The sequence below is a fragment of the Wolbachia sp. wLmal genome (assembly GCF_049435495.1).
GTDB lineage: Bacteria > Pseudomonadota > Alphaproteobacteria > Rickettsiales > Anaplasmataceae > Wolbachia > Wolbachia pipientis.
The window spans coordinates 812,072-839,049 of the sequence record NZ_CP185405.1; the positions used below are offsets into that span (position 1 = coordinate 812,072).

Consider the following 26,978-nt stretch of genomic DNA (forward strand, 5'->3'; position numbering starts at 1 on the left):
TATCCGTTACTTGTGTAGCGGGAATTGGTATAAGAAGTCTAATAGCAAATTTTTAAGTTCCTCTTTAACTCTTTAACCAGCGGGCTCGCATGAGGAGAGGAGAGTAAAGGTCCTCTTCCATAGATATCTTCACACTTTTTTCTTCTTCTGTAGTTGGCGGACGAGTAAGAAAGTGAATCTTTGGTGCACCACTAATTATTGCCATTGGTGTTTGCTCCGCCCCTTCTCCCATAACTAAAACAGCAGACGTTGCCAGCGCATCAAGAAGATTGACTTGTGTTACTTGCAGTGGTTGATCATAAAGATCTGGCTTGCCTATATAGGAATAAAATGGTTCAAATCCACACCAACCAAGAGCAACGCCCGTAACCCCAAGGCGCATAGGTGTTATGTTACTATCTGTAATCAAAATACCAAGATGTTTTATGCAGTGTTTTGTCTTGAGATAGTTCCATATTGATAGAGCTGTTTTCTGAACATCCTTTGGGTATAAAATATACATTTCATTACCATTTGATTCATCAATACCAGCAGATGGAATTAAGATATTGTCTTTGATTGTTAAATAGATGCCGTAAGAATTATGGTCTACATCAACAATTGCATCAGCTTCTCTTTTGATTAGCTCTTCTTTAGAACAAGCAGTTTTGCAAACCACTTGTTTTTGACAAATAGAAATGATTTTTGATGTGATAGCAAGAACAACTTCTTCTCCTAGCAACTCTGAAACATAGCGATCAAGAACCTGCTCTAATACTTCCCCACATTCAATGCGGTGGGTATAAATTGCTTTAACATGCATATTAACGTATTAGCCTACATATAGTATAATCTTTCGTTTTGGTGAGAATAGTTTTATGCCATCCATCAAGAAGTGTTAAGTTGAAATATACATCACCTTTATAGGGTTTGTGAATTTCTGTTATGATAAATTCTGAGATTAGATCATACTCCAAAAAAAGATGCGCTATTTGTGCTCCACCAATCACGAAGACTTTAGAATTACTTTGGATTGACAAAAACTCTTGCATAGAAGAAATAATAGTGCATTTTACTCCTCTGTTAAAACAAGAATTTAATTTGTCACGAGAAAAAACAACAGGGATACGATCCTTTAATATGTTTTGAGACATAGTTTCAAATGTTTTTCTTCCCATAACAATAACTTGTTTGTCAGTCACCTGACGAAAATGATCTAACTCACTTGGATAATGCCAGGGCAATCCATTATTTATTCCAATTACCCCCTTGGGATCAACAGCCATAATTCCGATAACTATCATCCCTGTAAAGCAGCTTGAGCTACAAAGAATCGCATGTGATCACGCACATTATGCACTCGAAGGAAATCAACCTTGTTGTGCAATGCAGATGATAAAGCAATTGTTTCTAAATCTCGGTTAAAGACAGGTTCTGTAGGAAAAGAAGAAATAAATGACTTTCTAGAATGACCAACCAGAACTTTGCAGCCAAAATTTTGTAACGTTTCTATACTGCGTAAAATCTGGATATTCTGGTACATAGATTTGCCAAAACCAATACCAGGATCAATAATGATCGAGCTTTGATCAAAACCTAGGGCAAGTAACCTGTTAATGCTCTTTTCTGCCCAATTATTTATGGTATCAATTGGATCAATGTCACTTGGGATAATGTTGTCACTATGTGGTGGTATGGAGAGTGAATGCATAATAACGATACTACATCCACTGCTAGCAATCGCTTTTAAGGTATTATCATCTAGATCTCCCTTCTGATCGTTTACCCAGGCAATGTTGTAGTGTTCCAAAACATTTAAAATAACGTCTGACCAGAAGCTATCAATGCTGACTTTAATGTCACCAACTTTCATATATTGATTAAGGTCATCAAGCACTGGTTTTAAGCGTGCATACTCTGCTTTTGGAGTTTGCATTGAGGAGCCAGGTCTTGTTGATTGAGCACCAAGTTCAACTATGCTTGCACCATCTGATAACAGCCGCAGTGCCTGCTTGGTTGCTTGATCTGCATCATAATAAAGACCACCATCTGAAAATGAATCAGGAGTAATACTGACAATACCTACAAGCTCTGGTGAAAGCGTAAAACTCCTTAAAAAGCAATCCTTAATGTTAGGGTTAACCATACGCGTCAAGTTAAGGAAATAAAGGTATGAAAGAGATAGAATAATAAGGTATAAGTTCTCCCAGATATACTTTTAGTGAGAGAACCAATGAATAAAATAACTTGCTTATCAAAAAAGCTCAAAGAATTTTTTAATGAAAAAGCAGAGAAAATCTCAATTACAACAAGGTTTATAAAAAGAAAGAGAAAGCTAAAAGGTTCATCATTCGTAAAAGCCATGGTCTTGGGTAATATAGGAGTTGATAATTGTAGCGTAGAAACAATGTTTCAATTACTAAACGAGGACTCGATAGATATAACAAAACAAGTTTAGATTTACTGAAGAAGCAGTGGAATTTATGAAAAGGATGTATAATGAATCTGTGATTCTCTTTAAAAATATCTTGCAAGTTGGTTGCAAAATCTTACAGCAATTTAATAGTGTTAAATTATTGGACAGTAGCTATACCTAACAGTATGGAAGAGATGTATAAAGGTTATGGTACTAGCTACAGTGGCTATGAAAGCAATACTAAGTCTGGAATAAAGTTACAATTAGTTTTCGACTACATGAATCAGATAATAGACCAACTTAATTTAACGGAGGGGGTAAGATCAGACCAGGGATATAGGAAACATTTAAGTAATATATTAAGCAATGATTTGCTAATATCTGATCTCGGTTATTTTGTGCCAAGTTCTTTTAAACAAATCAATGAAATAGGAGCTTATTTCATAAGTCGTTGATACCGACATATATGATGTAGAAACAAATCAAAAAATGGAGTTATTAGAATGTTTAGAGGATAAGTTATTTTTAGAAAACGAGGTATTGTTAGGAAAAGAAGCAAAAATTAGAGTAAGAATTATATGTCAGAAACTAACTGAATATGGCCAGAAGAAGGAAAGCTAATAGATTAGCAAGATCGCAGGGATATACATCCTCTAAAAGAAATCAAAAATTGTTGAACTGGTCAATATTTATAACTAATGTTCCAGAAAATAAAATTAGTGCTGAGCAAGTATTAACGATTTACAGAGTAAGGTGGCAAATTGAGTTATTATTTAAATTGTATAAAAGCCATACCAGGCTTGATAAGCTAAAAGGAAAGCCATGCAGAGTATTATGTGAACTATATGCTAAATTGTGCGCAATTCTTATATTTCACGGCATAGTTGGTTGCACAGAAGTGAAAAAGAATACAGAACTTAGCTTAACAAAGGCATTTATTGAGCTAAAAAGGCGGGTTAGAGAGTTATTTTTAGTATTAACCAAAATTAATAGTTTAAAAGCATTTCTTAAAAAACTCACTATAACTTGGTCGCGATTTTCATTAAAAGACAAACGTAGAAGGGCTAGAGTATCCACTTTAACCTCTCTAAATTTGCTCACAATCTCTTAACTTGACGCGTATGGTCTTACTAACCCAGTCAAGAGGAGTCTTTTTAGATTGATCTAGCGCACATCTATTGCACAATGCCTCTTTAACATAATTCTTGACATTTTCTAATTTTTTCGGATCACAATTTGGGTTAGTTTTTTCAGACTCCGAATGCTTGAATATTCCTTTTACTACACTTGGTAATATCCCCACTTCTGCTGCTATATGAAATGGATTTTCATGATCTTTATTGTACTCTAACAAATGAACATTACTTTCAACACTTTTCTTGAAAATAGATAAAAACTTATCAACCTTTCCTGTTTTTGCAGCTAAATGCAGGAGATTATCTCCCCTAATTCTTTGTTTTGTTTTATCAAAAGGGCCGGTGTAACGCCAATTGATATTAGCTTCATTATCTGAAAGCAATTTTGCTATATCTACAAGTCCATCCATAACTCACCTCGCTATATTCAACCAATACTAAATTATACAACACAATTTATGAAAAATAAATAAAATTTTATCTCTCAGAACAAATAAATTCTAAATTGTTACAAACATAAATTTTAGCTATCATCATTTACATTACTGTAACAGACAAATATGCCAGGTATAGTCACGAGATTTGCTCCATCACCAACAGGATTTTTGCACATTGGAGGAGCTCGTACTGCTTTATTCAATTGGCTCTATGCAAAGCATCATGGTGGCAGGTTTTTGCTAAGAATTGAGGACACCGACAGAAAACGTTCAACGAAAGAAGCAATTGATGCAATTATAGAAGGGCTAAGATGGCTCGGTGTGAGCTATGATGGGGAAATAGTATATCAGTCAAAAAGAATAGAGCGGCATAAAGAAGTAGCAAACCTTTTAGTTGAGAAGGGTAGGGCGTATCACTGTTATTGCCCTGAGGATGAAGTTGCAGAAAAGAAAATAAAAGCAAGAGAAGAGGGCAAGATATACAAGCATAAATGTACTACAAAACCTCCTTCTTGTCATCCAAGTAGCCGACACTGGAAAAATATGTGGTCACGCGCTGGAATGACATCGGGTGTGAGGTCAGTTGTCCGCTTTAAAGTGCCAGATTCGCAAGAGATCGTTATTGATGATAAAATATACGGCCAAATCAAAGTAAATAGCAGCCAGCTTGATGATATAGTGATCTTACGCTCTGACAACACTCCAACATATATTTTTGCTGTCGTAATTGACGATCATGATGCTGGAATAACTGATATAATACGCGGTTCTGACCATCTCACTAATACCTTTAAACATCTGCTAATATACCAAGCTCTTGATTTTGACATTCCACGCTTTGCACATGTGCCGCTTATCCATGGGGAAGATGGGAATAAGCTATCCAAAAGGCATGGTGCCACAAGCGTTTGCGATTATGAAAAGATGGGAATATTGCCAAAAGCGATGCGTAATTACTTGCTGAGACTTGGCTGGAGTCACGGCAACGATGAGATTATTAGCGATGAGCAAGCAATAGAGTGGTTTAATTTAGAAAGTATTGGTCGTTCACCTGCACGGCTCGATTTCAAAAAACTGGAGCATTTGAATAACCACTATATTAGTAATATAAGCAATGAAGATATTCTGACTCTAATGCTTAGAGAAAATACTCTAACTGACAAAAAAAAGGGCTATTTACTGCAGGGACTGACAGAGCTAAAAAAAAGAGCAAACTACCTGACCGAACTGCTGGATTTAGCAAAGTTTTATATTCAAGATCCGCCACTTGATTTAAGTGAAGAGGCTGAGCAAATTGTCAAATCTAACCTCGATATAATCAAGTTACTCGCATCATTTCTGTCAAAGATCGGTGATGAAAATTGGAATAAGGGTTCTTTATCTTCTCAGATCAAGGAATGTGCAAAATTGCACGATATGAAAATAAGCGATGTATACCACTCATTACGCGCCCCTATAACTGGAGTAATGGATGCACCTGGAATCATTGATATCATGGTGATTCTTGGTAAAGATGAGTGTATAAGAAGGTTACAAGCAATTTAAATGAAATAAGAAAATTTCTTGACAAACTCCGCCAGCCCACTTATCATGAAACTGAAGTTATTGTATTTGCTTTCGCCAATCTACAGATTAAAAGGTAAGGATTACTTAATGTATCGGCGTCTTATGTTCAATTTTTTGCAGTATATAGATACTGTATGTCTTTACAAAACTTCATCTACATCTAGATTTTTATCTAAATAAGCTGAACGCGCTTATAAAGCGTTACAAGACATCAAAAAATGCCAATACTCGACAGAGATAGTAAAAGACTAGCTAACTCGGGGATTCTTTGTCTTTTTTTTCTGCTTAGTAAATTTCTTAAACATTTGCAGCGTAGGTTAGTTGCAATTAAAAGCAGCTAAATCTTGCTTGTCAAGCGTTTAAAACATAAAAAACGCCAATATTTTAAAGCGGATAATAACCACGGGGCTTCTTTTGCCTTTTTTTTATTTGGTAAATTTCTTAATGTTTATGGCTAAACGACAATCGTCATCCCGCTACGTGTTAGCGGCTAAGAGATACCGCGGCGGTATGACGGTTCGCGGCGGCATGACAATAAGCTCGTCATCCCGCTACGTGTTAGTGGCTGAGATACTGCGGCGGTATGACGTAGGATTGCTGTCATCCCGCTACTTGTTAGCGCCGCGGCGGCATGACGTCTTAACTATAGAAAACTTGTATAGATTTTTCTACTTCTGTGATATCATAAGCCTGTAATGATAAAATAAGTAAATATGGATAAGTCAGCGTATGAGATCATAGAACATGAGTATGACGTGGTAGTAGTAGGTGCAGGTGGAGCAGGGCTCAGAGCAACGCTTGGGATGGCTGCAACTAATTTTTCAGTTGCCTGCATTTCTAAAATTTTCCCTACACGAAGTCATACAGTTGCAGCACAAGGCGGAATTAGTGCAGCTTTAGGTAATATCGGTGAAGACGATTGGCGCTGGCATGCATATGACACAATAAAAGGTTCAGACTGGCTTGGTGATCAAGATGCAATAGAATATATGTGTAAAAACGCTGCTAAAGCTGTTATTGAACTTGAAAATTTTGGCGTACCTTTTTCTCGTACAGAAGATGGCAAAATATACCAGCGTTCCTTTGGTGGAATGACAACTCACTTTGGTAAAGGAAAATCAGCGCAGCGCACTTGTGCGGCAGCAGATAAGACTGGGCACGCAATCCTTCACACTCTATATCAGCAGTGTCTTAAATTCAACGCTGAATTTTTTGTTGAATACTTTGTGATTGATTTAATTATGGATAGCGAAACATGCTGCGGAGTTCTTGCTTGGTCGCTATGCGACGGCACATTACATAGATTTCGTGCGCATAGAGTGGTGTTAGCAACAGGTGGATATGGACGTGTTTATTTCTCTGCAACAAGTGCGCATACCTGCACAGGTGATGGTAATGGCATGGTAGTAAGGGCTGGATTACCACTTGAAGATATGGAATTTGTACAATTTCATCCAACAGGAATATATGGCTCAGGGTGCTTGATGACAGAAGGATGCCGTGGTGAAGGGGGGTACCTCGTTAATTCTCAGGGCGAGAAGTTTATGGAACGTTACGCACCAAAAGCAAGAGATTTAGCTTCCCGTGATGTGGTAAGTCGCGCAATAACAATTGAAATTAGAGAGGGAAGGGGGGTTGGACCAAAAAAAGATCATATGTATTTAACTATAGCGCATCTTGATCCGGAAGTAATAAAACTCAGATTGCCGGGCATCAGCGAAACCGCAAGAACTTTTGCTGGAGTTGATGTCACTAAAGATCCAATACCGGTCATTCCGACTGTTCACTATAACATGGGTGGCATTCCAACCAATTATTATGGAGAAGTGATCACGCTGAAGCAAGGTAAGGAAGAAGTGGTAGATGGACTATTTGCAATTGGAGAAGCTGCGTGCGTCTCTGTGCACGGTGCAAATCGACTTGGTTCTAACTCGCTTCTTGATCTTGTGGTTTTTGGCAGAGCTGCAGCGCTCAGAGCAAGAGAGAAACTAAAATCCGGTACACCACATAAAAAATTGCATTCAGACTGCACAGACTGGATAGTAGATAGATTTAATAAAATGCGATTTGCCTCCGGTGGGCTAAAAGTAGCAAAAATACGCGGTGAAATGCAGAACACTATGCAAAAATACGCATCAGTTTTCCGTGTTGCTGAAGTTTTAGAAGAAGGCAAAAAAGCTATAAAAAAGGTAGCAAAAATGATGCCTGATATTTCACTTGAGGATCGCAGTATGATGTGGAATAGTGATTTAGTTGAAGCACTGGAGCTTGCTAACATGATCCCACAAGCGGTTATTACCATGGAATGCGCAGCTAATCGCGAGGAAAGCAGAGGTGCCCATGCTCGTGAAGACTTTCCTGAACGTGATGACAAAAACTGGATGAAGCACACTATAGCGTGGCTTGAAGAAAAGAAAGGGCAAATTAACGTAAAAATTGATTATAAAAAAGTGGCTGAAAAAACTCTGAGCGGTGAGATTGATTTCATAGCGCCAGAGAAGAGGGTTTACTAGTTACACTATCCCTACACAATTTTTCAACGAGTTTTATTGATATGGCACTCATTTTAGTGTCTGGAGGACTCTCAGTATGCTCTGATTGATTTGATGATTTTTGCACCTCTTGCTCTTCTAAATCGTTGGACTTATTTTCTATATCTTTAACAGAGTTATTGCATTGTGTATCATTTTTTGGTGCATTATCTTGAAGTGTAAGTTGCTTTTCTTCAGTAAACTTTCCTTTAATTTTTCCAAATCCTTCATAAATATTTTCTAAATTCAAGTAAATAAGATAACAAACTCCAATAACTGCTATAATAGATGAGGCAGTTGCAATTGTAATAATTCCTTGAGAAGCACTGAATATTGCTGCACAGGCTAAAGCAGCAAATACAAGCGTTGTCACTGCTTTACAAGCAACATTATTGATGTACTTCACAATATCGCGTGCTTTTAACTTCCTGCCAAAGTTGCACTTCAGTTCAGTTCTCATATCATCTGGAATAAGCGCTCTACCCATTGATTTCTCTATTCCTTTTATAGTTTTATAATACTCTTTGCTCCATAATCTTTCGGGTAGTATTAACTGCTTTGGGTCAACACCATTTTGCAATAATTTTACACAGAACTTGATCGTGTTATCACGGCTCTTAGGATTGACCAAATTATGTTTATCTTTTGTCGTCTTAGTAATTAGCGCTACTTGTAGTGGTGTGCGTTCTTTTTCGTTAGCGGCGTTTGCAGCTTTACTAAATTTCTCTTTTTCCACCGAATTTAAAATCAACTCTAAACATGTAACTTTTTGTTCTCCTTTGAATGAAGCAATATAGTGCAGAGCATTTTTTTCATCTTTATCTTGCACAGTAATATCTGCACCGTTTTTTAGCAATAGTTCTAGGGTTTCATACCTTTTAGTTTTTTCAAATTTCTTAAGTGATCGGTTCTCACTCTTCTCTTGTATGCGCTGGAGTATCTGATGGAGCGGTGTTTGCCCTTCTTTTTTATCATTTACAGCTTTTATAAATTGTTCTTTTTGGCCTGTTTCTAGCAATATATTGAGAAGTTTAAGTTTTTGTTTTGTTTCAGGTTTAACAATCAAGTGTAAAGCATTGTTACCATCTGTGTCTTTAAGGCTAATATCCGCACCTTTTTCCAATAGTTCTTTAAAAAGTTTTTTATCACTATTTTTAATTACTGGATGTAATAGATAATTATCATTACTATCTGGAGTATTTATGGTATGTGGTATAATTTCTTTAATTTTTGCTTCTGTATTGATTCTTATTTCTGGCTTTAATTTAGATTTCTTTTCTTGCTCTGCTAATTTTTCTAAGAAATTACGGTAGTATGTCTTTTGCTCCTCTTTTAAGTTTTGTAATTCTTCTGTAGATAATTCTAAATTATCAGAGCTGGCTCCATGCTCTAACAATTTTGTAAGAAACTTAAGTGTGTTATCGTTACTTCGAATTGTATTAGACTCATGTTTTTCTTTTGTTACCTTGTTAATTAGTGCTACCTGAAAAGGGGTCTGATTTTCACTATTAATGAGTTGTGCTAGATCTTCCTTGGTGACCGTTTTTATTAGGGTACCCAGAAACTTGCATTTCTGTTTCTTTTCCAACGACGCAATGAGGTGTAAAATATTTTTCCCTTCTTCAGCTTTTATGCTGCTAATATCCGTACAATCTTTTAGATATTTTCTAAATTTCCTGTTATTTCCATTTTTGATCGCTTTTAGTAGTAGAGCATTGTTATTTGTTATTTCGTTGCTTATTTCTACTTCATGATCATCTTCAACATCACTGCCGTAGCCACTCTCTGTTTCGCCGTCCCTACGGTTGTGGGTAAAACAATATCTGCTATTGTCAGTAATTTTAGAAATTACTTGCTTTTTTGTTTCATTTGATATTTTTTTCGATCGTTCTATTGCTTTATCTAGCACTGGAAGGAAGCATTGGACATAATACCTATAATATTTTTCTTGTTCTCTAAGTGATTCTTCTAATTTAGTTAGTACTTCAGAGCTAGCACCTTCCTCAAATAACCTTTTACACTTCTTGAGGGTTCCATCTTGACCTCTTGGTTTTTCACGCTTGTGTTCTTCTTTTTTTACCTTTTTCTCTATAATGCCATACAATTGCTCGTCTTTTCTATCCTGCTCTTGCTTTTTATTTTTATCTATGCATTCACCTAATTTATCTGCATTAGTAGTTAGTGCAGTTATATCTATACCCATACTAAAACCTCAATATTAAAAGCTATTTAAGTTGTCAGCACTAAACTAACAACCAAGAAGTTTGACTTTTAAATTGAGCTAAACGTTGTATATGTATGGGTGGAAAGGCAGAAAACTAGTTTCTATTAGAAAATCTGTTATCATAGTCAAATCCTCACTTGAACAGTTGCTACTATTTTAACCATTTAATCTTAAAAAATAATAAATATAGCTAAACTGTGAAACGTGCTATTGGCTAAAATAGGATAAGAAACTATAGCTGCAAATATCCAAATTGATGTTTTTATCAGTCTTCCAGACTTGGTTTTTCTTTTAGTTTTTTAAGTCTTTCTTTATTTAGTATGGAGCTTATCTCTTCTACACTTTTATCAATATCATCATTGATTATTACATAATCATATTTATCACGTTTGCTTATCTCTTTTTGAGCTTCGGCTAATCTGCGCTCTATTTCGCTTGCATCATCACTATTACGCTTTTGCAAACGCAACCTAAGCTCTTCCATTGAAGGGGGAAGTATAAAAACACTCACAACTTTTTTTCTCATGAGCTTGAATAAGTGAAATGCTCCTTGCCAGTCTATGCTGAGTAAAACGCTTATTCCATTGCTTAAGTTTTGCTCTATAAAATTTCTTGATATACCATAAAAATTCTCAAAAACTTTGGCGTATTCAAGCATTTGGCCAGCTTTGCATAACTCGTGAAATTTTTCTTCGGTAACGAAAAAATAGTCTTTTCCATTTATTTCGCCGGGGCGAGGCTTGCGCGTAGTCATAGAAACAGACCTAACTAAATTAGTTGATCGCTCAAGTAATTTTGCTGATATAGTAGTTTTTCCAGCTCCAGAAGGGGAGGATAGAACCAATAATACGCCCTCACTTTTTACGGTCATTTTTCTTTGCATTTTTTAACATGGTGCTTTTTGGATCAGAGTTTAAAAAGCTAGAACCTTCTAAATTAGAATTTGATAAGTTGGTGCCAATGAGAGAAGAGTTATCAAAGACAGTATAGCGCAAATCGGTCTTTTCAAAATTTGCTCTACTCAATGTTGAATTAGAAAAATCGGCATTTTCTAAATTCATATTCTTAAATTCAAAGTAAGAATAATTTACATTAAATTTTTCACCCTGTGATATTTTCTCTTGCAAATCTTTAATCGAAGTTATAGCATTTTCTGAACCTGCAAGTTTTTTCTGTCCTTTATTGTCAATCAAAATTGAATTATCAAATTTGCAACCTGTTAAGTGAGCATCAACAACTGAACTTTTATATATGCTTGAAGAGAGAAAAGACATATCACTAATTGTTGAATTACTCAAATTGCTAAGAAAAAAGCTAGTTTTCCTAAAGGCATTAGCGTGAAGCAAAGAAGATCTGAAATCGCTTTCAATAAAATTTGAATTAGTTACTTTTAAATTGGACCAGCTCGAATTATCAGCTAATAAATTAAAGAATGTTGAATTTTCTATTTCACTGGAATCAATATTATGGCGAGAAAGTGTACTGTTATAAACTTGAGAGTCTTGGATTTTTATCTTATACATTGAAGTTGTAGAAAGGTCTGAATCTTCTATCTTCGCAGAGGTGAATAGTGAATGGTCAAAAAATGAGTCATTCATGTTAGAATTTGCAACTTTAGTATTATAAAACTTTCCGTGACGAATGTCAGCATTAGAGACATTAACTTGATGCAGTTCACTAAAACTAAAATCAATATTGGATAAATCAGCATCATGAAGATTTGCTTCAGAAACATATGCATGTTTTATCTTGGAACCATTTAGTATAGATTGAACAAAACTTGAATTATCGTCATTCACATAGGAAATTTGTGTGTTGCTTAAATTAGCCTCGTCGAAGTTACTGTTAATTATGATAGAAGAATTAAGGCAGGCATCGGAAAGATTGCTACCTGTAAAGTCTGATTCTTTTAACTCTGCACCATATATGTTAGCATTTTTTAATGAAGAAAATTGTATCTTTAATTTATATGCATCCACTCCAAAGAAACTTGCATTATCAAGGTTGTTTTTCTGCATAACAGTATCGTTTATTTCACTATCACTAAAATTTACGTGGCTAACATTCGAGTTTGATAAGTTGGAGAAATTCATTTTCACATTCGAGAAATTAGTATGCAAACCAATTACGTTGTGCATACTTACTTTTTTGAGATCGGAACTGATAAAATCAGCATAACTAACATTAGACTGATCAAATACGATATCTGTTAAGTTTGCAGAAACAAATTTTGTAAAACTCAAATTTGTACCTTTTATTTTAATGCCATGTAAATTAGCATTGGAGAAATTAGCACCACGTAAATCAACATCAATGAAAGACACGTCGGATAAATCGGTGTTAGAAAAATCAGCACCAATCAGACTTACTCCATCAAAAACAGATTTACTTAGGTACAGTTGGTTAAAATTAGCTCCATTTAAGTTAGAACCAAAACCTTTCTTAAAATCTTCTGGCACGCCCTCTTTGTGGCACTGCACCAAAAATTCAGCAAAGTCTTTTTTACTGTAAGATACGTATTTTGCATCACGCAGAGCATTTAAAAAATCACTAATCTGATTTTTTTCATCATTTATTTCGTTTCCATAACATAAATGACCAACTAAAATTAATATCAAAAATCTAATCATCTTGCTTATCGCACTGTATTTCTTTCGTTTTCACAGCCCAATCGTACATTGCTGAGCTTTCTTTATTGTCTATTTTTCTATCCTCCAAAAGATGTGGCATCATTTCGGCAATCGCATTTATTATATTGATCTGCTTTTTTTCGATTGCTATATCAATTGGGGATTGAAAATTATTGTTAACTACTCTAAGATCAGCACCTTGTAATAAGAGAAAGCGCACTATGTCTACCTCACCTTGTTTAACTGAATAAATGAGAGGAGTATCACCCAATTTATTTCTAAACCTTAGTATCTCTTGAATTGTTAATCCAATTTTTTCTAGCTTACTTATTACTCCTCTTAAGCAAGTTAAGTTGTTCTTCTTAATGCAGTAAAAAAATTGCTTACTGTAATCATCAATAAACACAGTTGTAGGAAGATGCTCATTAAGGCTATCATATTGTCGTTTATATATTGACTTGCTTTGTATGTCTTTATGACCCCATTCTTTCATTGGTTCTCTGTTTAGCTTTGTCCATTTTTGTAAATTTTTCTTTTCACTTTCATCTTTTTTAGTTATAGGTTTTACTCTATTGCGGTCCTTGGAATTGCTGTTTGTTTCTTTCACTTTTTTTTCTTCAAACTGACTCTCTACTTTTTCTTTTTTTTCCTCTAATAATTGACTCGCATCACTTTTTGAAAGTTCATTATCTTTTATATCAATCTTCTGATCAGCTTGTAGATTTTTTTGCGGGTTAGCTGTATTCTCATTTAAATCAGCACTTAAAGGCAAAGGCTCTGGTTTCAAATCTTTATTCACTTCTTTATTGGCCACATTTGGTAAATTTTGAGCAAATTTGTCTGTGCTTCCTTCTAGCTGATCATTTGGCAAATCTTTATCAATCCTTTCACCTTCACTTATAGTTTTTTCAACCACGAAAGCTTTGTTCTCGTTGTGTTGCAGTTTCTCTTTATCGGTAGTGCCGTCTAATCTTTTGCTCTCAGCCTCTTGTGTTTGTTTAGCATCGACGTTGCTTTTCAACTCATCTTTTTGATTTGTGCTATCTTGCTTCCTTACACCTACATTTTCGTTTTTATGAACTGATTCAATTTTCTTTTCTTCAAGCTGCTCTACGGCAAACAGGATGGGTGATCCGAATACGACAGCTAATAATATAAAATATAAAATATTCTTCATAAATATCCCAAGCATAAGCTTAATTAAAATGATACTATAATCAAATGATTAATCTACAGTAAAAAATGCCTTAGATAAAAAACCAATAGAAAGGATAAATTACTACACATTAAACCTAAAGTGCATTATATCACCATCTTGCACGATGTAATCTCTGCCTTCAAAGCGAATTTTTCCTGCGTCTTTACAAGCCGGTTCACTTCCATACTTTATGTAGTCTGCAAAGCCTATCGTTTCTGCTTTTATAAAGCCTTTCTCAAAATCAGTGTGGATTACACCTGCTGCTTTATCGGCTGTTGACCCTATTTTTACTGGCCAAGCTCGTGCTTCTTTTGGCCCTACAGTAAAGAAAGTTATCATACTCAGCACTTCATACATAATACGCGCTACTCCATCAAGCCCTGATTCTTGTAAGCCAAATTCTGATAAAAAACTCTGTTTTTCCTCTTCACTACCAAGATTTGCAATATCTGCTTCGAGTTTTGCTGAAATGCAATAAAATTTGCTTTTATTTTCCTCTGCCATTCTCTCTACCTTTTTAGATAATTCATTGCCAGTTATAACATTTGTATCTTCAACATTGCAAACGTACATAACGGGCTTTGTTGTCAGCAATTGAAGCAACTTCATCTCATCTCCATCGATATTCTCCAAACTTCTTGCAGGTTTACCTAATTTTAAAGTAGCCAGTACCTCTTGCATTAATTCAAGTTGTCTCTTTAGCTCTTTATCACCTTGCTTTGCTTTCTTTTCCAATTGAGGAAGCCTTTTTTCTATGCTATCAATATCAGCTAGGATTAATTCCATTTCTACCACTTCAGCATCTGATATTGGATCTATTTTACTGTGTATATGGCTGATATCGTCATCCGTAAAGCACCTGAGCAGATGAACGATGGCATCAACTTCTCTGATATGGCTTAAAAATTTATTGCCGAGCCCTTCGCCTTTACTCGCACCCTTTACCAGACCTGCAATATCTACAACTTCTAATTGGTTGTAGATTACCTTCTCTGAGCCTGCAATTGCTGCGATTTGTTTCAAACGTTGATCTTTTATCGAAATCTTGCCTATATTTGGCTCGATTGTGCAAAAAGGATAATTTGCAGCTTCGGCTGCACTTGACTCTGTAAGCGCATTAAATAAGGTTGATTTTCCTATGTTTGGTAACCCAACTATACCGCAGTTAAAACTCATATTTGCTATGTAAAATTATGACTATTGCATAATTTAAAAATTTCTGCTATACTTAATTAGTTGCTTATTGACAATTTTGTTGGCATAGTAATATATAGATTAAATTAAGGTAAAACTATGACTACAGCTAAGAAACGGAAACTACCAAGTGACTTTCATGATGTTGAGGTTGGAATAAAAAGGCCCAGGATCTCAGGGCAAGAAATGACTCTTTTAAATAGTAACCCTTACCCTGACAATTTCTATGTAGGACAAGCAATTGGTAATGGAAGCTGTTTTTTTGACTCGTTCAGGCAAAGTCTAGAACAACAGACAGGAGAGCAAGTTACTGCCGAAAAATTAAGAAATGATTGTAGGGAATTTGCGCAAAAGAATCCACCAAAGTGGTTTACAAATGCAATTGTCAATAGTCATGATAACAATGGCCAGCACCGTAGTGAAACTGTAGATGATTATACAGCAGGCATTATGCGTAACAGTAGGTGGGGTGATCCTGACGTTGAAGGCAGAATACTTTGTGAAAAGTATAAGGTAAAGCTACATGTTATAGAGAACCAGACTGTTGATAACCAAGATCTGTCTTTGCATGAATTAATAGACAATTCAGGTTCAAAAAGTGCAGGTGAATACAATAAAGTTGATTATGATGATAGTAGTATTGTGCATATAATAAACAAAGGCGGATTGCATTTCGAACCATTGCTTGATAGAAATAAAAGTTTAGCAAAACAACTGCAAGAGGAAACCAAACTTAAACAAGAGCAAGAAGATTTCCTATTAGCAAAAAAACTGCAGCTAGACGAGATCTTAGAATATTGTAACCTTTCAAAGGATATCTCTGAGAGAGCAGAGGTTGAAAAGGGATTTGATAAGTTATTGGCAGAAAATGCTGATGGAAAAATTGGTGATGTTGTAGGGCAGTGCGTTAGTGATATAAAGCAGCGCATAGAGCGCTCTGAGAAGCAAAACCCTTCAAGCTCACCAAGATGTAGTATGGAGGAATCAAGAACAGAAAAAACATTTCATCAACAACAAATATCACAATTAGAAGTGTAAAATAAATCTTCATAACTCTGTATATTTTTATATAGGGCTTTTGCAAGCATTTCATATAATATAAACTTGCAGTACGTACTAACCTAAATGCAAGTTGACCATGAGACTAGTTTAATTATTGATGCCATAGAGGAATTTGGTGGTGAGGCTAGGCTTGTCGGCGGATGTGTGAGAGACTCAATTTTGCAGCGTGATGTCCACGACATCGATTTAGCTACTAATTTGCTTCCCAATCAAACGATTAAAGCGCTAAAACTCTGTAATATAAAAACTATTCCAACTGGCTTAAAACATGGGACTATAACTGCGGTTCTAAATCAAAGATCTTTTGAGATCACAACACTAAGGCATGATGTGAAATGTGATGGCAGGCATGCAAAAGTAGAATTTACCAATAATTGGCAAGCGGATGCTTCAAGGCGCGACTTTACATTTAATGCTCTGTATGCAGATAAGCATGGCCATATATATGACTACTTTGGTGGTATAGAGGACTTAAAAGCGCGAAGGTTAAACTTTATAGGCAACGCTGAAGATAGAATTAAAGAAGACTATCTACGTATTTTAAGAGCATTTCGTTTTCATGCAAAAATATGTGTCGGAGATTTGAGTGATGAAATACTAAACGTATGCAAAAAGCATTCGCATATGATTCAAAACCTCTCTGGAGAGAGAATAAGAGATGAAATACTTAAATTGCTGGAGTGCAATGATCCTTTTCCAACACTTAAGAGCATGCAAGAATCTGATGTTTTGCAAAAGATTATCCCAAAAGAAGTAAAATGCGAAATTCTGTCTTCGCCACTTCTTTTGGGCACTGATGCACTAGTAAAATTAGCGTTACTCCTTAGGACTACTAAAAAAAATGACAGGCTAAGTCTTGGAGAATATGTAAGCAAATTTTTACGTCTTTCAAACAAGCAAAAGAAAAAGCTGCTATTTTTACTATCCAACGATATCAAAACAGAACTCTCAGAAAAAGAGCAAAAAAAATACATATCTTTATTTGGTAGAGAATTATATTGTGATTTAGTGAAAATTTGTGGTGTTGAGTCTGGAGAAAATGTTGATGAATACATTTCATTTGCTAACACATTCAATATTCCAAAATTTCCTTTATCTGGCGATGATTTAATAAGTATAGGTCACCAGCCAGGAAAAAGTTTAGGTAGAAACTTGGAATTGCTAAAACAACATTGGGAAGATAGCTCCTACACTTTAACAAAAGAGGAGCTGGTGCTTTATGCTAAGAGCCTATTCTAACTGCTTTCTGACTGTTCAATGAATGTATGCTTGCAATATTAGGGGAACTCATAGAGGAATTAGGTATATGTTCTTTTTTAGCTTTTTCTGTTAATTGATATTCGTTTACTCCTCCTTGAGTTTGATTACACATTCCCTGATCTGGAGATAAAATTTATCTCTTATGCTTAATGCCAGTTGTAACTCTTGAATCTTATTTGAAAAACATTTCATTTTAGCCTCTGTTAATTTTCCTGTAACAATTTCTTTAAGCAATTCTCCTGAGTCGTTATTATTATTATTCTTGCTATTAAAGCTGTGCAAGATAGAGTCTACAATCTTATTTACCCCTTCTTGTTTGTTAAATTCTAATTTTTTTACGCATTTTCTAACAGAAGGTGACAACTTGGCTTTTAACGTGTCATCTCGTAGTTCTTTACCCATATTTTTTCCAATGTTACAATGTTCGTTGACAACTTCTTTAACCTTAGCTTCTATGATCTCCCTTGCGGATTGTTTCAAATTACTTTCTAATAATTCAAGCAGCTTACTGCTTTCAAATTTGCCATCATCTTGATTTGATAGAGACTTTATAGTTTCATTAAGCACGTTATGGCAAAAGTGTTTCTTTTCAAATTCAGGAAAACCTTTTTTTAACTCCTCGTTTTTCCCAGATAAAAAGTTATTGAGACCCTTATCCCTAGAAAGCTTATTGGGCAAGTTTCGTAATTTTGAAAGAGTTGATTTTGCAGTAGATACTGTACTCACTGCACCTGCCTTTTTAGCCAATTGACCTTCTTTTGCTTCCTGTAGTTTCTTAGTGTCAGCTTTCAATTGACCTTCTAAATCAATCTCCAATCGTTGTTTAGATTTTTGAACACTTTGTAATTGCTTCCCCAAGTTCTCCATTTCACCCAATTGAGCAGTCAATGTATTCACACTTAATCGTAGAGCTTTGTTTTCATGACCTAAGTCACTGACTTTATTTTCTAATTCAGTATTTTTGTCTTTAGCCTGACACAATTTATCAGTCTGTGATTTAAGTAAAGCCACTAATTTGCTAGCTTGCCATTGTTGATTCAATTCAATTAATTTATCCTCCTTGTCCTTTAACCTACTCTTAAGTTCTATTATTTGTGCTTGCAGACTTTCATTATCTTTCCTAGTAGCTTCAATTTCTTCTCCTTGCTCTCTTATTATCACGTATTGATCAAATATAGTTTTCTGTTGTTCATCAACTTTATCCTGCATTGCTTTTTTATCTTGTTTGTATTTGGTTAGTTACTCTTCTCGTTCGCCTGCATCTTCTGTAAGTCCCTTATAACTCTTTTCAAGTCCTTCAATTGCAGATCGTAATTCTCTATTTTCTTCTTTTAAGGAAGCATTTTGTAAACGTTCAAGTTCTAATTCCTGATTTATGCCCTCCAGCTGTTCTTCTAATGCTTCATCATCTTCCTCTGTTATCAATGCTACTCCATCCATACGCGTCAAGTTAAGGAAATAAAGGTATGAAAGAGATAGAATAATAAGGTATAAGTTCTCCCAGATATACTTTTAGTGAGAGAACCAATGAATAAAATAACTTGCTTATCAAAAAAGCTCAAAGAATTTTTTAATGAAAAAGCAGAGAAAATCTCAATTACAACAAGGTTTATAAAAAGAAAGAGAAAGCTAAAAGGTTCATCATTCGTAAAAGCCATGGTCTTGGGTAATATAGGAGTTGATAATTGTAGCGTAGAAACAATGTTTCAATTACTAAACGAGGACTCGATAGATATAACAAAACAAGTTTAGATTTACTGAAGAAGCAGTGGAATTTATGAAAAGGATGTATAATGAATCTGTGATTCTCTTTAAAAATATCTTGCAAGTTGGTTGCAAAATCTTACAGCAATTTAATAGTGTTAAATTATTGGACAGTAGCTATACCTAACAGTATGGAAGAGATGTATAAAGGTTATGGTACTAGCTACAGTGGCTATGAAAGCAATACTAAGTCTGGAATAAAGTTACAATTAGTTTTCGACTACATGAATCAGATAATAGACCAACTTAATTTAACGGAGGGGGTAAGATCAGACCAGGGATATAGGAAACATTTAAGTAATATATTAAGCAATGATTTGCTAATATCTGATCTCGGTTATTTTGTGCCAAGTTCTTTTAAACAAATCAATGAAATAGGAGCTTATTTCATAAGTCGTTGATACCAACATATATGATGTAGAAACAAATCAAAAAATGGAGTTATTAGAATGTTTAGAGGATAAGTTATTTTTAGAAAACGAGGTATTGTTAGGAAAAGAAGCAAAAATTAGAGTAAGAATTATATGTCAGAAACTAACTGAATATGGCCAGAAGAAGGAAAGCTAATAGATTAGCAAGATCGCAGGGATATACATCCTCTAAAAGAAATCAAAAATTGTTGAACTGGTCAATATTTATAACTAATGTTCCAGAAAATAAAATTAGTGCTGAGCAAGTATTAACGATTTACAGAGTAAGGTGGCAAATTGAGTTATTATTTAAATTGTATAAAAGCCATACCAGGCTTGATAAGCTAAAAGGAAAGCCATGCAGAGTATTATGTGAACTATATGCTAAATTGTGCGCAATTCTTATATTTCACGGCATAGTTGGTTGCACAGAAGTGAAAAAGAATACAGAACTTAGCTTAACAAAGGCATTTATTGAGCTAAAAAGGCGGGTTAGAGAGTTATTTTTAGTATTAACCAAAATTAATAGTTTAAAAGCATTTCTTAAAAAACTCACTATAACTTGGTCGCGATTTTCATTAAAAGACAAACGTAGAAGGGCTAGAGTATCCACTTTAACCTCTCTAAATTTGCTCACAATCTCTTAACTTGACGCGTATGGCTACTCCATCAGTCTGAACCCCTCCATCTTTGTTTATCACTACACTTTGGCTCTCTTTCTCTACAACTTCAGGTTTTAAGTCAACTTGAACACTTCCATCTATTGTCTTAAAAGCATCAGTTTGAACTTCATTGTTTGCAGTAGTTTTATCGTAGTACAAAATATTTTCTGCCCATCTATTCCATCTCTTGGGCAATATTCGTCCAATCGTTTTTAGATATAACCAAGCAAATACAGTAGACCAGCTGTATTTTTTTCCTTTCGCTTAATATTAATTTCATAATTAACCTTATTATTAATATTTAGCATAAAATTACCTTATTTTTTAACTTTAATTTACAGAAAATTTTAATAGTAATAAAGTTATATATATTAGTATAAATGTTAAACAAATACTAACACAGGTGTCAAATTATGGTAAAGTCTTTGCCCGCCTAATACACTTTAAGCAGAAATGTACATGTCTGCAAGTACAGCATTTGCTTTTTCTATCGCTCTTGCTAACACTTCCTGTTCATTGTTCTGATTTTTCACATTGATTACCTGAGCAGCCAAGTTTGCAGGAAAAGTGACCAAACTGACTTCCCATAATTCCACTTGTTTTAACACTCTAGCTCCACTTTTATGATCAACATCATACTCTATAGGTATATAGCCGATGGAAAGTCCGTTAATTGCCCCAGTTTTGAGCATCAAATACACTTCTTCTGCTTTCTGAATACCCAAAAGTAAATGTGCGGTTATATACAGGCCAACATCATTTTCATAAATATCTATGATGCTACCTATAGGTTCGTCAAGATTATGCTGCCAAAGGAGTTTTATTTTATTTCTGTTTAAATTTTCCTTAAATGCTCCGGGCAATATCAGATCATTTTGTTTATCAACTATGTTAAAAACGCTCGCATAACCAGAAAATACACCGTTTTCTCCTATACTTTTTATTGACAATGGTGAATAGAGAAATTTCTTATTCATAAGGCCTCCTGTAGTATTGGGAATTTTGTTTCGCAATGCACTGCGATATAATTCTATTATATGCAGTGCTCTAAAAGGGGAAAGCACTTTTCTTAGTTACTAAAAACGCTAACTGGAATCCAGATTGGACACTGGGTTATAAAATTATACGTCATACCGCTGCGGTATCTCTAGATCCCGCTAACATGTAGCGGGATGACGATTGTCAGGCCAGCGCCTCTATGATGTCATCCCAGTGCTTGACACTGGGATCCAGCCTTTCCATAATCATCAAAACATTGTATTGTAACGTAAAACGGCTACTTTTATGCTTACCAACTTAATAAAATTCCTGGATCCCAGTGTCTGGGCACTGGGATGACACCCTACTTAACCGTCATACCTTAACATAGATCCCGCTAACACGTAGCGGGATACTATCTACACCGTCATACCGCCGCGGCATCTCAGCCGCTAACAAGCAGCGGGATGACGGTTGTCGTTTAGCCATAAGCATTAAGGAATTTACCAAACGAAAAAAAAGGCAAAAGAAGCCCCGTGGTTATTATCCGCTTTAAAATATTGGCGTTTTTTATGTTTTAAACGCTTGACAAGCAAGATTAAGCCGCTTTTAATTGCAACTAATCTACGCTGCAAATGTTTAAGAAATTTACTAAGCAGAAAAAAAGGCGAAGAAAACCTAGGGTAGCTAGTATTCAAATTCTCCCTTGTTCTATTTGACGTCTTTTGATGTCTTGAACGCTTTATAAGCGCGTTTCTGCTTATGTAGGTAGAAGTTTTATAAAGACATGAGGTGCACATAGTGCAAAAAATTAAACATGAGACGCCAGATACGTGAGTTTTTTTGTCATTTAATCTGTACAGAGAAGATAAATAAATAGCTTCAGTTTCATGATAAGGGGGCTGGCGAAGCTTGTCAAGCAAGTTTTTAGCCCTGTCTCCTTGCTATAATGTTCATATCGATAGAAAAGCAAAAGAATAGAATGAAATATCAAGCAATATCCTCTATAATTAAATTTTTTGAATGAAGAGATGATGATTCGTATAGGAATTAATGGTCTTGGTAGAATAGGCAGGGGCGTATTGCGTGCTATTTATGAAATAGAAAAGTATAGTGAGCAAATAGAAGTTGTAGCTGTCAATGGATCGCTCGGTGCTGAGCAGCATGCACATTTGATTAAATATGATTCTGTTCATGGCAAATTCAGTGGTGATATTGACTTTAATGAGTCTCAAAATTGGCTATCCATAAATGGCAAAAAGTTTTCTTTATATAGAGAACGTAGCCCTGAAAATATTCCTTGGAATGTTGATGTAATACTTGAATGTACTGGTGCATTCAACAAACGTGAAGAAGCAATAAGGCACAATGCAGAGAAAGTAATTGTCTCTGCTCCAGTTCCGGATGCTGATGTAACTATAGTTTATGGTGTGAATAATGATATGCTCAAAAAAGAGCATAAAGTAATATCAGCAGGTTCTTGCACTACAAATTGCCTTGCTCCGATTGTGAAAGTCCTACACTCCAGTTTAGGTATAAAAAGCGGTTTTATGACTACTATACATGCCTACACGAATGATCAAAATGTTCTTGATGGTAATCATAAAGATTTGCGTAGAGCAAGGGCTTGCGGATTATCTATGGTGCCAACTACAACCGGGGCAGCAAAAACAATTGGTTCTGTCATTCCTGAATTAAAAGGAAAGCTAGATGGCACTGCCGTCAGAGTTCCGGTTAGCAATGTTTCTATGGTTGATTTTACATTTACGACTGATAAGAAAGCGACCGTTAAAGAAATCAATGAAATGTTTAAGGATGCAGCTCTCTCCTCTACGTCATTCCAGCGCGTGACGCTGGAATCTAATTTCTGGATCCCAGTGTCAGCTACTCGGATGACATCAGAGGGTACTAGGATGACAGAGGATTATCCAATGTCAAATGTACTTTCTATATTCGAGGAACCTTTAGTCTCAATAGATTTTGTGCATAACCCTTATAGTGCAATTGTGGATTTAACTGGTACATATGTTACAGGTGATATATGCAGGGTTGCAGCGTGGTATGACAATGAGTGGGCTTTTTCGCTGAGAATGTTAGACATAGCATTATTGAGCTATAGTAAAGTATGAACTGGAACTCAAACAAATACGCCTCATTTTATGAGCACTTTGCGGAACTCAGAAAAAGAGTTATCTTTTGCTTTCTATTTTTTTGCGTTGCTTTTGGTTTTTGTTATTACTTTAAGGAAAATATATACCGTTTTTTACTCGCACCTTTAATAGAAGCAACAAAAGGTAGCGAAGGTTTTTCTTTAATTTACACAGACTTAACAGAGGCATTTTTTGTGTATCTCCAAGTTGCAATAATGAGCGCACTTTTGTTTTCTTTTCCTGTGTCTGCATGGCAATTTTATATGTTCTTAGCACCTGGGTTATATAAAAGTGAAAGGGCAGTGTTGTTGCCATACTTGATTGCAACACCGGTTTTATTTGTAACGGGAGCTACTGTAGCCTATTACTATATATTTCCTTTAGCCTGGAAGTTTTTCATCACTTTTGAACATAGTGGGAAATCTTTCGGTATACCAATAGAGTTTATGCCATCAGTTAGCGAATATTTAGACCTCGTTCTCCAATTTATGTTTGCTTTTGGCACTGCATTTCAAATTCCAGTAATACTCACATTAATGGTGAGAGTAGGGTTACTCACTACACAAAGTTTGTCAAATAAACGCAGAATCGCGATAGTGGTAATTTTTATTATCGCTGCAATCTTAACTCCACCTGATGTATTAAGCCAAGTAGGGCTTGCAATACCTATGCTGATTCTATATGAATTGTCCATTCTGATATGTAGGTATATTGAAAAAAAGAAGACAAAGATTTAAACAAAGAAATCCCTCTTATCTCCTTTATATCACATTTTTAACTTACAACATTCTTATTCAGGACTTAAATATGGAAATGTTTCATAAATTGATTGTAATACTTTGTTAAGTTCAGCCTTACTTTTGATGATCAATAATACTGTATCATCACCTGCTATAGTTCCTATAATTCCTATGTTTTTGCTATTATTTAATGAATAAATAACATACTTCTGATCTAGAAAGTAAGCTAGGCTGCTAGCTTGTCCTGGTTGAGTGTGTAGTACTATTAAACCAAAATCCGAAATTTGCATATTAAGTATCAATGGTAATTGATACTGGTTGATATCGATTACTTTATATACACCAGCAACTTTGGCAATTTTAAGTTTTTTTAATTTTCTTGATAAAGTAGCCTGAGGAATGTTGTGCCCTCTTTCTTTAAGCAAGGTCTGTAAATCGCTCTGCTCTAAAATTTCGTGATTTTGAATAATATTTAAAATATGTTCACCTAGTGTGTTGTCATGCATTATGCATTTTCCTCATATTGAATATGTAATAAGTATATTTGAAATTATATTCATTATTTCTTGACTATTCAATTTTTAATATCTATATTCATAAGATGAATAAAATATGAATATAAATTAGTAATATGAAAAAATATATTTTAAATGCTATTATAGTGATAAGTATTCTATTAACAGGATGCAAGGAAGATAAACACGATAATATCATTAGATTTGCAATTTCTGCAGATTATCCACCTTTTGAATATTATGAAAATGGTAAATTTACTGGCTTTGACATTGAGCTTGCTCAATTAGTAGCAAAAGAGTTAGGTAAAGAAGCAATGTTTAAAGATATGCAGTTTAGTGCTATATTTGCAGCATTACAAAGTAATTCTGTAGATGCTGCTATATCTACTATTGGTAGTACAGAAGAGCGTGAAAAAAATTTTGATTTTTCAAATAGTTATTATACAGGGGAATTTGGTATTCTATATCACAAAAATAAACCCATAGCCGGTATAAACAATTTAACTCACAAGAAGATAGCCGTTCAACTAGGAACTGTCATGGAAATTTGGCTAAAAGAGCATGTTCCTACAACAGCTCAAATTATTGCTATAGACAATAATAATCAAGCTGTAGAAGCATTGAAGTCTGGTCATGTTGATGGCGTCCTAATTGATGAATTCCAAGGTAAAGTATTTAGCAAAAAAAATCCTGGTCTATCATGGTCAGCCATCGCTAAGTCAGATAATGGTTATTCTATTGCTGTGAATAAAGGATCTGATTTAAAGGATAAAATAAACGAGGCGTTAAAAAGTTTAGAAAGTAAAGGTGTAATACAAAAGATAGCAGAAAAATGGCTAGGAGATAACTGATGCAAGAATTAATTTCTAATTTCTTGTTTGTTGGAACAGGCCTTGCCTTTACTTTAAAATTATTGATTGGAGGACTGCTTTTAGGTGTGAGTCTAGGGGGATTATTGTCAGTACTCAGATATAATAAGATCTGTATTCCATTAATTAATGGAATTATATCTGTAATACGTGGCACCCCCCTTATATTACAGTTAAGTGTTGTTTATTTTATGACCCCAACCATTGCAGGAATTAAATTAAACATATTTAGTGCTGGCATTATAGCATTTGGTCTAAATAGCTGTGCTTATATTGCTGAGATTTTACGAGCTGGTATTGAAACTATATCAAAAAACCAGTTTGAAGCAGCTAAGACTTTACAAATACCTAGTTTCTATATGTGGAGAGATATTATATTACCACAAGTTATTAAAAATATTCTTCCTGCAATGATAAATGAGATCATTGCACTCCTTAAAGAAACGGCATTAATCTCTACTATTGGTGGTGTTGATATTATGCGCTCTGCGCAAATGCTTGCAGCAGAACAATTTACTTATTTTATACCACTTTGTCTTGCTGGGGCTTATTATTACGCTCTTGTATTACTAATTGAATATATAGGCAAAAAGATTGAACAGAAAGGTATATATGATAAAAATGCATAATGTTTGTAAATTATTTAATAATATTCCAGTACTTAATAATATTAACCTGATTATAGAGCAATCTATAGTTGGTCTTGCTGGTCCTTCTGGTAGTGGTAAATCAACATTGTTACGTTGTATACAAAAACTCGAAGTTTTAGATTCTGGTAGCATTGAATGCAATGATAGTACTGGTTTTGTATTTCAGGATTTTCAACTTTTCTCACATATGACTGTCTGGGAAAATCTTACATATGCTCCCAAACTTAAAAACAAAACTCAGGATCAAAGTGATTCACTACTTGAGTCTTTGGGTATTGCCTCTAAAAAAAATGATTACCCTAGTAATCTATCCGGTGGGCAAAAACAGCGGGTTGCGCTTGCCAGAAGCTTAATGATGAATCCAAGGATTCTATTATGCGATGAGCCAACGTCTGGTTTAGATGTAGCAACAATAGTCGACGTTGTGGAACTATTACAATCAGTTAGAGATATGGGTATTACTATGATTATCGCTTCTCACAATTTGGATTTTTTAACAAAAATATCAGATCGGATTATTCTGTTAAAAAACGGAAAAATAATTGTAGATATCAATCCTAAAGAAATTGATGAACCAACAAACTATTTAAAAAATAATTATTAAAAG

At 34.9% G+C, this 26,978-nt stretch carries 23 protein-coding genes and 2 pseudogenes; 11 read left to right on the plus strand and 14 right to left on the minus strand.

Translation table 11 applies throughout. The features are described from left to right. Positions 1-64 precede the first annotated feature (64 nt). Genes ACEL90_RS04090 through folP form a run of 3 tightly spaced genes read right to left on the minus strand, consistent with a single transcriptional unit; the run spans position 65 to position 2,125 of the window. Positions 65-802 (minus strand): putative folate metabolism gamma-glutamate ligase, encoded by a 738-nt coding sequence (locus tag ACEL90_RS04090; RefSeq protein ID WP_264705944.1) that lies wholly within the window; start codon positions 800-802, stop codon positions 65-67. A gap of 1 nt (position 803) precedes the next feature. Beyond that, on the minus strand, positions 804-1,283 hold the full coding sequence (locus ACEL90_RS04095) for a dihydrofolate reductase (RefSeq protein ID WP_423348725.1): 480 nt from the start codon (positions 1,281-1,283) through the stop codon (positions 804-806). Beyond that, positions 1,280-2,125, minus strand: a complete 846-nt coding sequence (folP, locus tag ACEL90_RS04100; protein ID WP_423348726.1) for a dihydropteroate synthase — start codon at positions 2,123-2,125, stop codon at positions 1,280-1,282. The genes ACEL90_RS04095 and folP overlap by 4 nt, the downstream gene beginning before the upstream one ends. An 87-nt stretch (positions 2,126-2,212) precedes the next feature. On the opposite strand from folP, the pseudogene ACEL90_RS04105 reads away from it, so the two are divergent. Then, positions 2,213-3,506: pseudogene (locus ACEL90_RS04105) on the plus strand (IS4 family transposase). On the opposite strand, the gene ACEL90_RS04110 reads toward ACEL90_RS04105, so the two are convergent. Continuing rightward, entirely contained in the window at positions 3,483-3,941 is a 459-nt protein-coding gene (locus ACEL90_RS04110) for a hypothetical protein (RefSeq protein WP_423348727.1), read from the minus strand. The pseudogene ACEL90_RS04105 and the gene ACEL90_RS04110 overlap by 24 nt on opposite strands. Positions 3,942-4,091: 150 nt before the next feature. Here ACEL90_RS04110 and gltX point away from each other — a divergent pair, with 150 nt between their 5' ends. Next, entirely contained in the window at positions 4,092-5,513 is a 1,422-nt protein-coding gene (gene gltX, locus ACEL90_RS04115) for a glutamate--tRNA ligase (protein ID WP_423348728.1), read from the plus strand. A gap of 734 nt (positions 5,514-6,247) precedes the next feature. Beyond that, positions 6,248-8,047 carry a succinate dehydrogenase flavoprotein subunit gene (gene sdhA / locus ACEL90_RS04120; RefSeq protein WP_341814494.1) on the plus strand — a complete coding sequence of 600 codons (1,800 nt, stop codon included), beginning with the start codon at positions 6,248-6,250 and terminating at the stop codon, positions 8,045-8,047. Here the strand turns inward: sdhA and ACEL90_RS04125 are convergent. From ACEL90_RS04125 to ychF, 5 genes are all read right to left on the minus strand, one after another. Then, positions 8,019-10,268, minus strand: coding sequence for an ankyrin repeat domain-containing protein (locus ACEL90_RS04125; RefSeq protein ID WP_423348729.1), 2,250 nt, complete (start codon positions 10,266-10,268; stop codon positions 8,019-8,021). The two genes, sdhA and ACEL90_RS04125, sit on opposite strands and share 29 nt — an antisense overlap. Positions 10,269-10,554: 286 nt before the next feature. Continuing rightward, positions 10,555-11,160 carry a guanylate kinase gene (gene gmk, locus ACEL90_RS04130; protein WP_423348730.1) on the minus strand — a complete coding sequence of 202 codons (606 nt, stop codon included), beginning with the start codon at positions 11,158-11,160 and terminating at the stop codon, positions 10,555-10,557. Continuing rightward, on the minus strand, positions 11,144-12,919 hold the full coding sequence (locus tag ACEL90_RS04135; protein WP_423348731.1) for a pentapeptide repeat-containing protein: 1,776 nt from the start codon (positions 12,917-12,919) through the stop codon (positions 11,144-11,146). The genes gmk and ACEL90_RS04135 overlap by 17 nt, the downstream gene beginning before the upstream one ends. Beyond that, the gene (locus ACEL90_RS04140) at positions 12,912-14,096 is read right to left on the minus strand and encodes an ankyrin repeat domain-containing protein (protein WP_423348732.1); all 1,185 of its coding nucleotides are present in this window, start codon (positions 14,094-14,096) and stop codon (positions 12,912-12,914) included. Before ACEL90_RS04140 ends, ACEL90_RS04135 begins: the two co-directional genes overlap by 8 nt. A 102-nt stretch (positions 14,097-14,198) precedes the next feature. Next, positions 14,199-15,293 (minus strand): redox-regulated ATPase YchF, encoded by a 1,095-nt coding sequence (gene ychF, locus ACEL90_RS04145; protein ID WP_423348733.1) that lies wholly within the window; start codon positions 15,291-15,293, stop codon positions 14,199-14,201. Positions 15,294-15,410: 117 nt separating this feature from the next. Here ychF and ACEL90_RS04150 point away from each other — a divergent pair, with 117 nt between their 5' ends. Both ACEL90_RS04150 and ACEL90_RS04155 read left to right on the plus strand, forming a co-directional pair. Beyond that, positions 15,411-16,349 carry a hypothetical protein gene (locus ACEL90_RS04150; RefSeq protein WP_423348734.1) on the plus strand — a complete coding sequence of 313 codons (939 nt, stop codon included), beginning with the start codon at positions 15,411-15,413 and terminating at the stop codon, positions 16,347-16,349. Between the two features lie 87 nt (positions 16,350-16,436). Then, on the plus strand, positions 16,437-17,612 hold the full coding sequence (locus ACEL90_RS04155; protein WP_423348735.1) for a CCA tRNA nucleotidyltransferase: 1,176 nt from the start codon (positions 16,437-16,439) through the stop codon (positions 17,610-17,612). A gap of 105 nt (positions 17,613-17,717) precedes the next feature. Here the strand turns inward: ACEL90_RS04155 and ACEL90_RS04160 are convergent, their stop codons facing one another. Continuing rightward, a complete protein-coding gene (locus tag ACEL90_RS04160) occupies positions 17,718-18,842 on the minus strand; it encodes a hypothetical protein (protein WP_423348736.1) in 1,125 nt (374 codons plus the stop codon). A gap of 30 nt (positions 18,843-18,872) precedes the next feature. Beyond that, a complete protein-coding gene (locus tag ACEL90_RS04165; RefSeq protein ID WP_423348737.1) occupies positions 18,873-19,073 on the minus strand; it encodes a hypothetical protein in 201 nt (66 codons plus the stop codon). 87 nt (positions 19,074-19,160) lie between these two features. Between ACEL90_RS04165 and ACEL90_RS04170 the strand changes: the two are divergent. Next, a pseudogene (locus tag ACEL90_RS04170) lies at positions 19,161-20,454 on the plus strand (IS4 family transposase). Here the strand turns inward: ACEL90_RS04170 and ACEL90_RS04175 are convergent. Together ACEL90_RS04175 and ACEL90_RS04180 are read right to left on the minus strand one after the other, a co-directional pair. Further along, on the minus strand, positions 20,431-20,664 hold the full coding sequence (locus ACEL90_RS04175) for a hypothetical protein (RefSeq protein ID WP_423348738.1): 234 nt from the start codon (positions 20,662-20,664) through the stop codon (positions 20,431-20,433). The pseudogene ACEL90_RS04170 and the gene ACEL90_RS04175 sit on opposite strands and share 24 nt — an antisense overlap. Before the next feature lie 248 nt (positions 20,665-20,912). Continuing rightward, entirely contained in the window at positions 20,913-21,446 is a 534-nt protein-coding gene (locus ACEL90_RS04180) for an HK97 family phage prohead protease (protein ID WP_423348739.1), read from the minus strand. A gap of 1,032 nt (positions 21,447-22,478) precedes the next feature. On the opposite strand from ACEL90_RS04180, the gene ACEL90_RS04185 reads away from it, so the two are divergent. Both ACEL90_RS04185 and tatC read left to right on the plus strand, forming a co-directional pair. Beyond that, on the plus strand, positions 22,479-23,576 hold the full coding sequence (locus ACEL90_RS04185) for a type I glyceraldehyde-3-phosphate dehydrogenase (protein WP_423348740.1): 1,098 nt from the start codon (positions 22,479-22,481) through the stop codon (positions 23,574-23,576). Next, positions 23,573-24,334 (plus strand): twin-arginine translocase subunit TatC, encoded by a 762-nt coding sequence (gene tatC / locus ACEL90_RS04190; protein ID WP_423348741.1) that lies wholly within the window; start codon positions 23,573-23,575, stop codon positions 24,332-24,334. Before ACEL90_RS04185 ends, tatC begins: the two co-directional genes overlap by 4 nt. 53 nt (positions 24,335-24,387) lie before the next feature. Here tatC and ACEL90_RS04195 read toward each other — a convergent pair whose 3' ends face one another. Then, positions 24,388-24,843 (minus strand): arginine repressor, encoded by a 456-nt coding sequence (locus tag ACEL90_RS04195; RefSeq protein ID WP_065094904.1) that lies wholly within the window; start codon positions 24,841-24,843, stop codon positions 24,388-24,390. A 125-nt stretch (positions 24,844-24,968) separates the two neighbouring features. On the opposite strand from ACEL90_RS04195, the gene ACEL90_RS04200 reads away from it, so the two are divergent. From ACEL90_RS04200 to ACEL90_RS04210, 3 genes are read left to right on the plus strand one after another with little or no spacing between them, the layout of a single operon-like run. Next, the gene (locus tag ACEL90_RS04200; protein ID WP_155968424.1) at positions 24,969-25,703 is read left to right on the plus strand and encodes a substrate-binding periplasmic protein; all 735 of its coding nucleotides are present in this window, start codon (positions 24,969-24,971) and stop codon (positions 25,701-25,703) included. After that, entirely contained in the window at positions 25,703-26,350 is a 648-nt protein-coding gene (locus tag ACEL90_RS04205; RefSeq protein WP_022626279.1) for an amino acid ABC transporter permease, read from the plus strand. The genes ACEL90_RS04200 and ACEL90_RS04205 overlap by 1 nt, the downstream gene beginning before the upstream one ends. Further along, positions 26,316-26,975 carry an amino acid ABC transporter ATP-binding protein gene (locus ACEL90_RS04210; RefSeq protein ID WP_423348742.1) on the plus strand — a complete coding sequence of 220 codons (660 nt, stop codon included), beginning with the start codon at positions 26,316-26,318 and terminating at the stop codon, positions 26,973-26,975. The genes ACEL90_RS04205 and ACEL90_RS04210 overlap by 35 nt, the downstream gene beginning before the upstream one ends. Positions 26,976-26,978: the final 3 nt, after the last annotated feature.

Coding starts and splice junctions, on each gene's coding strand:
- ACEL90_RS04090 (WP_264705944.1), bottom strand. CDS start 802: ATGCATGTTAAAGCAATTTATACCCACCGCATTGAATGTGGGGAAGTA.
- ACEL90_RS04095 (WP_423348725.1), bottom strand. CDS start 1,283: ATGATAGTTATCGGAATTATGGCTGTTGATCCCAAGGGGGTAATTGGA.
- folP (WP_423348726.1), bottom strand. CDS start 2,125: ATGGTTAACCCTAACATTAAGGATTGCTTTTTAAGGAGTTTTACGCTT.
- ACEL90_RS04110 (WP_423348727.1), bottom strand. CDS start 3,941: ATGGATGGACTTGTAGATATAGCAAAATTGCTTTCAGATAATGAAGCT.
- gltX (WP_423348728.1), top strand. CDS start 4,092: ATGCCAGGTATAGTCACGAGATTTGCTCCATCACCAACAGGATTTTTG.
- sdhA (WP_341814494.1), top strand. CDS start 6,248: ATGGATAAGTCAGCGTATGAGATCATAGAACATGAGTATGACGTGGTA.
- ACEL90_RS04125 (WP_423348729.1), bottom strand. CDS start 10,268: ATGGGTATAGATATAACTGCACTAACTACTAATGCAGATAAATTAGGT.
- gmk (WP_423348730.1), bottom strand. CDS start 11,160: ATGACCGTAAAAAGTGAGGGCGTATTATTGGTTCTATCCTCCCCTTCT.
- ACEL90_RS04135 (WP_423348731.1), bottom strand. CDS start 12,919: ATGATTAGATTTTTGATATTAATTTTAGTTGGTCATTTATGTTATGGA.
- ACEL90_RS04140 (WP_423348732.1), bottom strand. CDS start 14,096: ATGAAGAATATTTTATATTTTATATTATTAGCTGTCGTATTCGGATCA.
- ychF (WP_423348733.1), bottom strand. CDS start 15,293: ATGAGTTTTAACTGCGGTATAGTTGGGTTACCAAACATAGGAAAATCA.
- ACEL90_RS04150 (WP_423348734.1), top strand. CDS start 15,411: ATGACTACAGCTAAGAAACGGAAACTACCAAGTGACTTTCATGATGTT.
- ACEL90_RS04155 (WP_423348735.1), top strand. CDS start 16,437: ATGCAAGTTGACCATGAGACTAGTTTAATTATTGATGCCATAGAGGAA.
- ACEL90_RS04160 (WP_423348736.1), bottom strand. CDS start 18,842: ATGCAGGATAAAGTTGATGAACAACAGAAAACTATATTTGATCAATAC.
- ACEL90_RS04165 (WP_423348737.1), bottom strand. CDS start 19,073: ATGGATGGAGTAGCATTGATAACAGAGGAAGATGATGAAGCATTAGAA.
- ACEL90_RS04180 (WP_423348739.1), bottom strand. CDS start 21,446: ATGAATAAGAAATTTCTCTATTCACCATTGTCAATAAAAAGTATAGGA.
- ACEL90_RS04185 (WP_423348740.1), top strand. CDS start 22,479: ATGATGATTCGTATAGGAATTAATGGTCTTGGTAGAATAGGCAGGGGC.
- tatC (WP_423348741.1), top strand. CDS start 23,573: ATGAACTGGAACTCAAACAAATACGCCTCATTTTATGAGCACTTTGCG.
- ACEL90_RS04195 (WP_065094904.1), bottom strand. CDS start 24,843: ATGCATGACAACACACTAGGTGAACATATTTTAAATATTATTCAAAAT.
- ACEL90_RS04200 (WP_155968424.1), top strand. CDS start 24,969: ATGAAAAAATATATTTTAAATGCTATTATAGTGATAAGTATTCTATTA.
- ACEL90_RS04205 (WP_022626279.1), top strand. CDS start 25,703: ATGCAAGAATTAATTTCTAATTTCTTGTTTGTTGGAACAGGCCTTGCC.